The organism is Corallococcus llansteffanensis (genome assembly GCF_003612055.1).
Classification (GTDB): domain Bacteria; phylum Myxococcota; class Myxococcia; order Myxococcales; family Myxococcaceae; genus Corallococcus; species Corallococcus llansteffanensis.
The window spans coordinates 1-10008 of the sequence record NZ_RAWB01000371.1 but is presented as its reverse complement, the minus strand read 5'-3'; the positions used below and the strand labels follow the sequence as shown (position 1 = coordinate 10008).

At 70.9% G+C, this 10008-nt stretch carries 8 protein-coding genes; 6 read left to right on the top strand and 2 right to left on the bottom strand.

Annotated features, from left to right (window positions below):
* Positions 1-135 precede the first annotated feature (135 nt).
* Both D7V93_RS28585 and D7V93_RS28580 read left to right on the top strand, forming a co-directional pair.
* Entirely contained in the window at positions 136-1074 is a 939-nt protein-coding gene (locus D7V93_RS28585) for a histone deacetylase family protein (protein WP_244237566.1), read from the top strand.
* Between the two features lie 87 nt (positions 1075-1161).
* Positions 1162-1875, top strand: a complete 714-nt coding sequence (locus D7V93_RS28580; protein ID WP_120646401.1) for a hypothetical protein — start codon at positions 1162-1164, stop codon at positions 1873-1875.
* A gap of 22 nt (positions 1876-1897) precedes the next feature.
* Here the strand turns inward: D7V93_RS28580 and D7V93_RS28575 are convergent, their stop codons facing one another.
* Together D7V93_RS28575 and D7V93_RS28570 are read right to left on the bottom strand one after the other, a co-directional pair.
* Positions 1898-2593 (bottom strand): pirin family protein, encoded by a 696-nt coding sequence (locus tag D7V93_RS28575; RefSeq protein ID WP_120646400.1) that lies wholly within the window; start codon positions 2591-2593, stop codon positions 1898-1900.
* A gap of 65 nt (positions 2594-2658) precedes the next feature.
* Positions 2659-3213 carry a YceI family protein gene (locus tag D7V93_RS28570; protein ID WP_120646403.1) on the bottom strand — a complete coding sequence of 185 codons (555 nt, stop codon included), beginning with the start codon at positions 3211-3213 and terminating at the stop codon, positions 2659-2661.
* Between the two features lie 252 nt (positions 3214-3465).
* Between D7V93_RS28570 and D7V93_RS28565 the strand changes: the two genes are divergently transcribed.
* From D7V93_RS28565 to D7V93_RS28550, 4 genes are all read left to right on the top strand, one after another.
* Positions 3466-3855 carry a peptide chain release factor-like protein gene (locus tag D7V93_RS28565; RefSeq protein WP_120646399.1) on the top strand — a complete coding sequence of 130 codons (390 nt, stop codon included), beginning with the start codon at positions 3466-3468 and terminating at the stop codon, positions 3853-3855.
* Between the two features lie 195 nt (positions 3856-4050).
* On the top strand, positions 4051-8292 hold the full coding sequence (locus tag D7V93_RS28560; RefSeq protein WP_120646398.1) for a pilus assembly protein: 4242 nt from the start codon (positions 4051-4053) through the stop codon (positions 8290-8292).
* A complete protein-coding gene (locus D7V93_RS28555; protein WP_120646397.1) occupies positions 8289-8894 on the top strand; it encodes a PulJ/GspJ family protein in 606 nt (201 codons plus the stop codon). The genes D7V93_RS28560 and D7V93_RS28555 overlap by 4 nt, the downstream gene beginning before the upstream one ends.
* Positions 8895-8902: 8 nt before the next feature.
* Entirely contained in the window at positions 8903-10006 is a 1104-nt protein-coding gene (locus D7V93_RS28550; protein ID WP_244237565.1) for a PilW family protein, read from the top strand.
* Positions 10007-10008 lie beyond the last annotated feature (2 nt).

The window sequence follows — 10008 nt, the reverse complement described above, 5'->3', positions numbered from 1 at the left end:
CTCGCGGGCCGTCAGGACGGCCCGCGAGAGGGGCTTCAGGTTCATGGTGGGCTCCGGAGGGCGGACAGCGGGGCGGGCATCACGCGCCGCCTGCTCCTGTAACGGACAGGTCCGCCAGAAGGTCTACGCCACCGGTTGCACCCCTCGCGATGGGGCGTTACGCCCCTCCCCACCGTGCGCGTCTTCCACTCCGACCGGTACGCCGTGCCCCTCCCCGAGGGCCACCGCTTCCCCATGGAGAAGTACCGCCTGCTGCGCGAGGCCCTGCTCGCGCGGGGCATCCTCGCCCCTGGGTCCCTCCTCGAGGCCCCCCGGGTGGACCGGGCCGACCTGGAGCGCGTGCACACCGCGCGCTACCTGGACGCCTTCTTCGGCGGCACCCTCACGGACGCGGAGTTGCGCCGGCTGGGCTTTCCCTGGTCACCCCGGCTCGTGGACAACGCGCTCGCCTCCGTGGGGGGCACGCTGGCCGCCGCCCGCGCCGCGCTGGAGGACGGCTTCGGCGCCAACCTGGCCGGCGGCACGCACCACGCCTTCCCCGACCACGGGGAGGGCTTCTGTGTCTTCAACGACATCGCCGTGGCCATCCGCGCGCTCCAGGCCGAAGGGGCCATCCGCCGCGCGGTGGTCGTGGACCTGGACGTGCACCAGGGCAACGGCACGGCGGCCACCTTCGCGGGGGACGCGTCCGTCTTCACCTTCTCCATGCACGGCGAGCACAACTTCCCGTTCCGCAAGCAGCCCTCGCACCTGGACCTGGGGCTGGAGGACGGCACGGGCGACGCGGAGTACCTGGCCGCGCTCGACGCCCACCTGCCCCACGTCCTGGAGTCCGCGCGCGCCGACCTGCTGTTCTTCCAGGCCGGCGTGGATCCGCTCGCGGAGGACACCCTCGGCCGGCTGTCCCTCACCCACGCGGGCCTGCGCGAGCGGGACCTGCGCGTGCTGGGCGCGGCGCGCGAGCGCGGACTGCCCGCGGTGCTCACGCTGGGCGGCGGCTACGCGAAGCCGCTGACGCCTTCGCTGGAGGCCCACGTCGGGACTTATCTGGCGGCCTGTTCGTTGTTCCGCTGACGTCCGCCCTTCCCCCCGTGCCGCTTGCGGGTGCCGTCTCCGCCGGCCCATGCTCAAGCCCCGCTTCGCCACCCTGGAGAACCTCCCATGTCACGTCCCCTGTCCCGTCTCGCCATCCTCGCCTGCGCACTGGCCCTGGGCTGCGGCAGCGGGACGCCGTACTACCGGCTGGACTGGGGGGGCGAGGACACGGTGACGGTGACGCCCGGGGACACCGTGCCCTACAACATCGCCGTGCAGCGCATCGCGGACAACCCGGGCGCGGTGCGCGTCCGCGTGGCGGGAGCGCCCGCGGGCGTCACCGTGGGCCCGGAGTTCTCCCTCCCGGAAGGGGAGACCATCGTCAACGCCACCCTCTCCATCGAGGTCTCGCCGGGCACCACCGCCTTCGGCGTGGGGGGCATCGCCTTCATCGCCGAGGATCCGGCCAACGCCGTCACCGCCAGCAGCGGCGTCGCCATCGCCATCCTGGAGCCGCCCGTCACCCAGCCGGACTTCTCCGTCGCCGTGGAGCCCCGTCAGGTGAACCTCATCCCGGGCGCGCGCGGCAGGACGACCGTCACCGTGACGCGCGCGGCGGGCTTCACCGGGCGGCTGGTCATCACGATGGTGACGCCCAACAACACCAGCCGCCTCAGCGCCGACCCGCTGACCCTGGAGGCGGACCAGACGAGCGCCGAGCTCGCGGTCAACACGGACCGCTCGCTCAGCCTCATCCCCGTCATCACGCGCTTCGTGGCCACGGCCGAGGACGGCCGCACCGCCACCACCGGCTTCACGTTCAACCTGCGCAACTTCTAGCAGGAGGCCGGAAGGCCTGGCTTCAGGCCATGTCGAACAGCAGCGCCTCCGTGGGCGCCTTCGCGGCGAACGCCAGCGCCGTCTCCTCCGACACCGCCGCGCCGTCACCGGCCTTGAGCGCCACGCCGTTGAGCGTGGCCTCGCCCTTGATGACCTGCAGCCACGCGTGGCGACCGGGCGCGAGCGTGTAGTCCACGGCCTCGCCCTCGCCCAGCGTCGTGGCGGACAGCACCACGTCCTGGTGCACCGTCAGCGACCCGTCCCGCCCATCGCGCGACGCCACCACGCGGAAGCGGCCCTTGCGCTCCTCGCTGTCGAAGCGCTTCTGCTCGTACCCGGGCGGCAGGCCCTGGCGCTCCGGCAGCAGCCAGATCTGCAACAGGTGCAGCGGCTCATCCAGCGGGTTCATCTCGCTGTGGAGCACGCCCGTGCCCGCGCTCATGCGCTGCACCTCGCCGGGGCGGATGACCGCCTGCGTGCCCATGCTGTCGCGGTGCTCCACGGCGCCGCTCACCACGTAGGTGAGGATCTCCATGTCCCGGTGCGGGTGCTTGCCGAAGCCCCGGCGCGGCGCGACGGTGTCCTCGTTGATGACGCGCAGCGAGCGGAACCCCATGAAGTCCGGGTCGTAGTAGTCCGAGAAGGAGAAGGTGTGGTGGGAATCGAGCCAGCCGTGGTCGGCATGGCCTCGCGCTTCGGACGTTCGTACGTAGATCATGATGTCGCTCCTGCTCTCTTCAGATTCACTGCTCGCGCCGGTGTTGCGCCGCACGCGCGCGGGCGTCAGGCCGCCTTGTCCGCCGGTTGCGTGGCTGGCACCGCCTGGATGTCCAGGCTGATGTCCACGCGCTCGCCCACCAGCACCCCGCCCGCCTCCATCGCCTGATTCCAGGTGAGCCCGAACTGCTTGCGGTCCAGGTGCGTCGTCGCCTGGAACGCGAGGCGCTCGGTGCCGAACGGATCCTTCACGCGCCCCAGCAGCTCCGCGTCCAGCACCACCTCGTGCGTCGCGTCGCGCACCGTCAGGTCGCCCACCACGCGGTACTGGTTCCCCTTCACCGCCTCCACGCGCTTGCTGCGGAAGATGAGCTTCGGGAACGCCGCCACGTCGAAGAAGTCCGGCGAGCGCAGGTGGTTGTCACGCGCCTCCACGCCGGTGTCGATGCTCGCCGCCTCCAGCTTCACCTCCACCGCCGCCTTCGTGAAGTCGTCGCCGTTCAGCGTCAGCTTGCCCTCGAAGCGCGTGAAGCGGCCGTGCACCTTCGCCACCACCATGTGCCGCACCGTGAAGCCCACGGTGGTGTGCGTCGTGTCGAGCTGCCAGGTCTGGATTGCCATGGAGAGGTCCTCGGGTGCCTTCAACGGGTGAATGCACCCTCCTAGAGCAACCTCTAGGCCACCCCACAACCCATTGAAAACGTTGGAATCCACCTCCACGGGCGCCGCCCTCTATCTCAAAATGATAAAATCACCACTCAATCAGAGAGGCTCTGCCGGCCGGCGGGCGGAGGGCTCTCCGTGAGGAATGGGAGGCCGGCGTCAGGTGGGCGGTACCGGTGTCGTCCCCCCGACGCTACGTTGAGGATCGCCATGACGCCGACGACGCCCATCGCCCCCGCAAGACGCCAGGCCGCTCGGGCCGCCCTCGCCCTGGATGACGAGGCCCTGCTGAAGGTCTGCGACGTGGAGTTCTTCATCGCCTCCGGCCCGGGCGGACAGCACCGCAACACCACCGCCAGCGGCGTGCGCCTGAGCCACCCGCCCACGGAGCTGTCCGTCACCGCCACCGAGCGCCGCAGCCAATCGCAGAACAAGGACGCCGCCGTGCGCCGGCTGCGCGCGGGCCTGCAGGCCCTCACCTTCGTCCCCAAGGTCCGCAAGGCCACCCGCCCCACCGCAGGCTCCAAGCGCCGCCGCCTGGAGGAGAAGAAGCGCACCTCCGAAAAGAAGGCCGGCCGCGGCGGCAGGGTCGGCGACTAGACGTTTGCCGCTATGCAGCCCCGTGCGGACCTCGCAAGGTTTGCGTAGCCGCCGGTGCTGCCTGTCCACAACGACACGGTTTCTTTCCAGGGCTTCCCCGGAGGGCACGCCGTCATCGCCAGGGCACACCGTGTGCACACGTCACGGGTGCCCCCGACCCCAGGGGGTAGCTGGTCTCCCACCCCCGGTGAACCCTTGGCACACTCCCTTTTCGGAGCCTCCTCGTCGCGGCGCGCCTTGTTGGGCCTGGCGCTGCTGGTGGCCGTGCCCGCATCGGCCACGGACATCGTCACCTTCAGTCAGGGCTCGCTCATCATCCCGGAGCAGGCCACCTTCCAGCAGGGCTGCGGCAGCCTGTCGGCCTACGGGCTCGTGTGGCGCCTCTTGCAGTCCAACGAGGCGGGCGGCTTCAACGCGGCGCACCCGGTGACGGTGTACCTGGCCATCGACGACGCGAAGCGGTCTCCCAACCGGTGCGTGCCCACCAACAAGCACCTGCCGCCCACGCCGAACAACGGCCAGTGGAATGACCCCAGCTGGAATGACGGCTGCGACTTCCACATCACCAACCCGAGCGCGGCGCCGGTCGTCCCGGTGCCCCCGCTGGTGCCGCTGCCCGCCGGGGGGCTGTTCCCGGAAGCCGACGTCGACAACTTCGCCACCACCACCGGTGAGGCCCGGCCGAACTTCGCGCAGAAGACGCTCAACACCGCCAGCGGCTTCCGCAACGTCCAGTACATGGGCGCAAGCTTCATCATCGACGCGAAGGACGCGAAGAACGCGCTCGACTTCCTGAACTCCTCCACCGGGCCGGACGCGCCGAACAAGTTCCGCACCACGTGCAACTGCGACACCTTCACCAACAACAGTGGCTGCTTCTACGTGCGCATGCACCAGGCCACCATCGAGTTCAACGCCCCCATCGGCCGGCGCCTCAACCGCGTGCCCCCGAAGATCGCCCTGTTGGATCGTGACGACAACGACGCCAACGACAGCTCGTTCGTGAAGGGCGGCATGCTGGACGACTACCTGCGCAACGCGGGCCTGGACTTCCCGGGCGCCGGCGGCTGCCCGCAGGGGACGACCACCACCTGCACGCTCAACGGTGGCCGCCCCGGCCTCATCTACGACGCGCTCCACGCCAACGCGGACCTCATCTCCACGGCGACGTACCGGAACGGGCTGCTCAACGCCATCGACCCGGCCACCCAGAAGCCGCGCTACCGCGTGTTCTGGGCGCCGCACTGGGAGATTGGCGACAGCGTCCGCGCCGAGTACAGCTCCAACGGGGACGGCGCCGTCAACCAGCGCGAGAACGTCCTCAACAACATCGCCTACTTCACCGACCAGCGCGGCAACGGCCTGTTCGCCGAGTGCGCGAGCATCTGGTCCTATGAGACGAGCAAGCGCCCGGACAACACCCCCATGACCCGCTCGCGCTTCCAGGGCGCGACCAACTTCGAGATCAACAAGCTGGGCGGCGGCGCGAGCTGGGATGGCCGCAACTGCACGGATCCGGACTACCTGGCCCTGGCCAGCGGCCGGCCGGCCTGCATGCTCTACCCGAACCCGGGCGACCCCTTCTCCCAGATGGGTGACTTCCGCTTCAACAACGTGGCGGGCCACACGGAGAACTACCGGGCCGCCACCTACAAGTCCGGCGTGCGGCGGCTGGCGGTGAGCTGGGAGGACTACGCGAACGGCGAGCGCTACGACAGCGCCACCGACGTGGCCGTCAGCAACAAGCGCGGTCACGACTTCTTCTCCTTCAACCAGAAGGACAACGACCCGCAGAAGGCGACCGTCGTCTACCTGGCGGGCCACGACTTCAAGAGCAGCGTCGCCGGCACGCGCATCGTGCTCAACACGCTGCTCAACCTGGGCTCCGAACCGCTGCAGAGCGAGCGCACCGTGTCCGCCCCGGTGGCGCTGGACGACCTCAACGGCAGCGACACCAACGGCTCGCGCGCCGTCCTGTTCAAGACCTCCTACGACGCGGTGTCGGGCTATCCGCCCGGCGTGGACACGTACACGCCCGCCCAGGGCTCGCACTGGGTGTTCCCCTACTATCCGGGCACGCTGCGCGCCCACTCGCTCATCGGCGGCAACTCGCTGAACCAGGGCGAGAACGCGCTGTCGGAGGGCACCCTCTGGAACGCGGACGCGCGCATGCCCCTGCCGGGCGCACGCAACCTCTTCACGTACTTCGGCGGCGAGGTGAAGGTGAACCCGATGCTGGGCCCCAACCGCAGCGCGCCGCACGGGGTGCTGCAGGTGGGCTGGCAGCCGGAGGAGGTCTCCGGCACCCGCATCAACAACAACTACGCCAGCGCCCCCAACCCCGGCTGCGTGGACGTGATGAAGCTCAGCCGCGCCACGTCGCGCGACGGCAGCTTCCGCTTCGACTTCGTGAGCGGCGCTGACGGCGTGTGCGACCTGCAGCAGGCGACGCAGTACACGCAGCAGGTGGGCGGCTCCGACTTCGGCGTGACGGACGCGCTGCTCAACAAGACCCGGCTGACCAACGACTTCCCCGTGGTAGCGCAGATGCTCCAGCGCGTGCGCGGCTTCTGCTTCGCCACCAGCACGCGCCACGACGGCACCGGCACCCCGGTGCTGGAGCCCTCCGACAGCCAGTGCAACAACCTCGACGCGGACAACCGCGCGCACCTGGGCGGCTTCATCCACTCCTCGCCCGTGGTCGTGCCCGCGAGCGCCAACATCCCGGACAAGGTCCACGCCCGACCGACGGTGGCCTACGCGGCGGGCCTGGACGGTCAGCTCCACGCCTTCTACGTCTCCGGTGGCGGCCTCTACGACGGCCCGGCGGACACCCTCCAGTTCCCCAACCAGGACGCCACCGCGCGCTTCAAGACGGACTTCGCCCGCCTCTTCCGCCAGGGCACCCCGCCCCTGCCGGGCACGGAGCTCTGGAGCTTCCTGCCCGCCACGCAGCTGTCGGGCCTGCGCAACAACACCGCGCGGGTGAACAGCGCGCCCGTGGTGTTCGACGTGTTCGCGGACTTCGTGGGCACTGGCCGGCGCGAGTGGCACACCGTGCTCGTGGCCAACGTGGGCCAGTCCGGCCGCGACCTCTTCGCCCTGGACGTCACCAACCCGCTCAAGCCGGTGCTGCTGTGGCACCTGGTGGGCAGCCACTACGGCACCTCCAGCGCGCCGCACGCGGTGGTGGCGCTGGCGGACCGCGCCCAGGGCGGCACGGCCTGGACGTACACCTGGGACGAGGACACCAGCCTCTTCCTGCTGCCGCCCAAGTCGGATCCGGGCCGCCTTCCCAGCGGCCTCTATGACTACAGCGGGCTGGGTGGCTCGCGCGGCCTGTCCGTGGGCGTGGGGCGCCTGGGCATGGAGCCGGTGTACGCCGTCTTCGTCGCCTCCAGCAGCTCCGGGGCGCTGGCGGTGACGGACTCGCCGGGCACGCCTCCCAAGGGCGTGCAGGTGTTCGCCATCGACGCGGCCACGGGCCAGAAGCTGTGGCAGTGGCAGCAGGCCTACACGAGCGGCGTGGACAACAGCGCGCCCGCCGCGCCCACCGTGTCGCAGGACACGAGCGGCGCCTCGCGCCTCTACGTGGGCGACATGGAGGGCCGCATGTGGGAGCTGGATGCCTCCACCGGCATGAACGTCAACGTGGCGCGCATGGGCCCCGCCTGCTCGGAGGCCAGCCCCTGCAAGTACACCGCGATGGACATCGGCACCCTGCCCGCGACGAGCCAGCCCATCAGCACCAACGTGGGCCTCGCGCGCATCCCCCAGGACGCCAGCGCCGGCTCCGCCTTCGCGGGCTACAAGGGCAAGCTCGTGGCCCTGGTGGGCACCGCCGGCATGGACTGGGTGCCGGACACCGTCGACAGCCGCCTCCACGCGCTGCTGCTGGATCAGCAGCTGCGCCTGCCGCTGGGCATGGACGGCAAGCGGCTGAACGGCACGGCCATCCCCGCGGGCGCGGCCCACACGGAGGAGGTGAAGTACGGCGTGCTCCAGGAGCCGTCGCCCTTCCCGCTCATCTTCGCGGCGCCCGAGCACATCTACGGCAACATCACCATCGCCGGGCGCACCGCGTACTTCAGCACCGCGGAGCAGTCGGTGAACGACCCCATGCTCCTGAGCGGCAGCGTCCGGGGCTCCACCTACAGCATCGACCTGGGCAACACGACGACCTCCGCCGCCACCGCCGCCGTGCGCGTGCCCGGCTCGACGCTCGCCAACTACGGCGGCGTGGCCGTCTACCACCGCGACAACGGCACCTCGTCCCAGGACATCGTGGTGGGCGCGGAGGTCAGCGCCCTGAACGTCTACACCATCAGCAACAGCTCCAACGAGGGTCCCTCCAGCCCCAACACGAAGGACTCCGTGAACGGCAGCAACGGCGTGCTCTACCAGCTCCTCAACTGGAGCCAGAGGTTCTTCGAATGAGCCCCCTTCCCTCTTCCCGCCGCGCCCCCGCGCGCGGCAGCGGCCTGCTGGAGGTGCTCATCTCCATGAGCATCCTGGCGCTGGCCGCCGTGGGCGCCGTGATGGGCATGGTGGCCGCCACGCGCGACGTGAAGGACGGCCAGGTGCTCCAGGGCCGGCGCATGCTGCTGGAGGCGCGCGTCCAGCGGATGTGGCTCGCGTCCAAGGCGGAGTTCCTGAGCAATGCCGTGAACCGGCCGGCCCTGTTCCCGCCGGACATCGCCTTCGGCACGGCGCCGTGGGTGCTGGACCCCAGCCCCCCGGTGGTGGCGGACGTGGGCACTGGCGCCTACTTCCGCGTGCTGCCCACCGGGCAGGTGCAGCCGCTGACGGGCGTGCCCGCCAACACGCCCTGCACGGCCGCCACCCCGGACGCGGTCCTGCCCAGGGACGCCTACTGCCGGGAGATTCTCGTGACCAAGGGGCTGCCCAAGGACCTCCCGCCCGCCTCCGCGGCGCTGGTGCCCGCGGGCGCCCAGCCCTTCACCGTCTGGACGCGCGTGTTCCGCAAGGGCGACAGCCTGGAGCGCGCGCTCATCCACAGCGAGGTGTTCGTCCAATGAGGCGTCGCATGGAATCCAGGACGCGGCCGCATCCGCTGGCGCGCGGCATGACGCTGCTGGAGACGATGGTGGCCGCGGGGCTCGCCACCATCATCCTCGCGGCGGCGGCGGCCCTGCTGCTGGCGGGCGGGCGCGTGGTGCACAACACGGAGCACGTGGCGGACAGCCACGACCACGCGCGCCTCGCGGGGGAGCTGCTGCTGTCCGCGGTGCGGCAGGCCGGCGCGGGCATGTCCGACGGACTGTGGGTGGTGTCCTCGGGCGTGTCCCAGCGCATCAACCCCGTCTTTGGCGGGGACGGCGCGGGCACCGGCGTGCTCACCGCCACCACCACCGGCAACGTGCCGGGCACCGGGGGCAGCGACGACCTGTGGCTGGTGGTGCCGGACCGCAACTACCTGGGCCGCGACTGCGCGCCCGGCGCGGCGATGACGGTGGTGCAGCCGGGCACCGGCGCCCTCCAGGTCAACTGCGTGGGCACGCCCAGCGGCGCCGCTCCGGCCACCCCCATGCTGGTGGCCAGCAACATGAAGAGCGCCGCGCTGCTCACCCAGACGGCGGTGACGAGCAACCCGCCCACCGCCACGGTGAGCTACTCGGAGTCCGGCGTGCCGGGCTTCTCCAACGCGCCCCACAAGGGCGGCTTCCAGCGCGGGGACCTGGTGTATCCCGCGCGGGTGCTGCACTTCTTCATCGGGCCGAACCCGTCCACGGGCCGCAAGGCGCTGCTGCGCGCGGAGGGCAAGCCCGCCGCGGACATCGTGGGCCGCCCCTTCATGGACATGGGGGACCCGGTGGTGGTGCAGGACTTCGTGGAGGACTTCCAGGTGGCCTTCGGCATCGACGCCACGAACACCGGCGACGCCGCCAGCTACGTCTTCCAGGACGGGCTCAAGCCCGAGTTCACGCCAGGCCTGCGCTCGGTGCGCATCAGCGTGGTGGCCACCGGCCGCACGCCCCGGCGCGACACGCAGAACCAGGCGGTGCTCTCCGAGGACCTGCCCATCGCGGTGGAGAACCACACCCCGGCCCCCGTCCCCCCGGATGGCTACTTCCGCAGCCTCTTCTCGCGCCGGGCCGAGCTGCCCAACCTGGCCTCGGCCAGCCTGTGAGC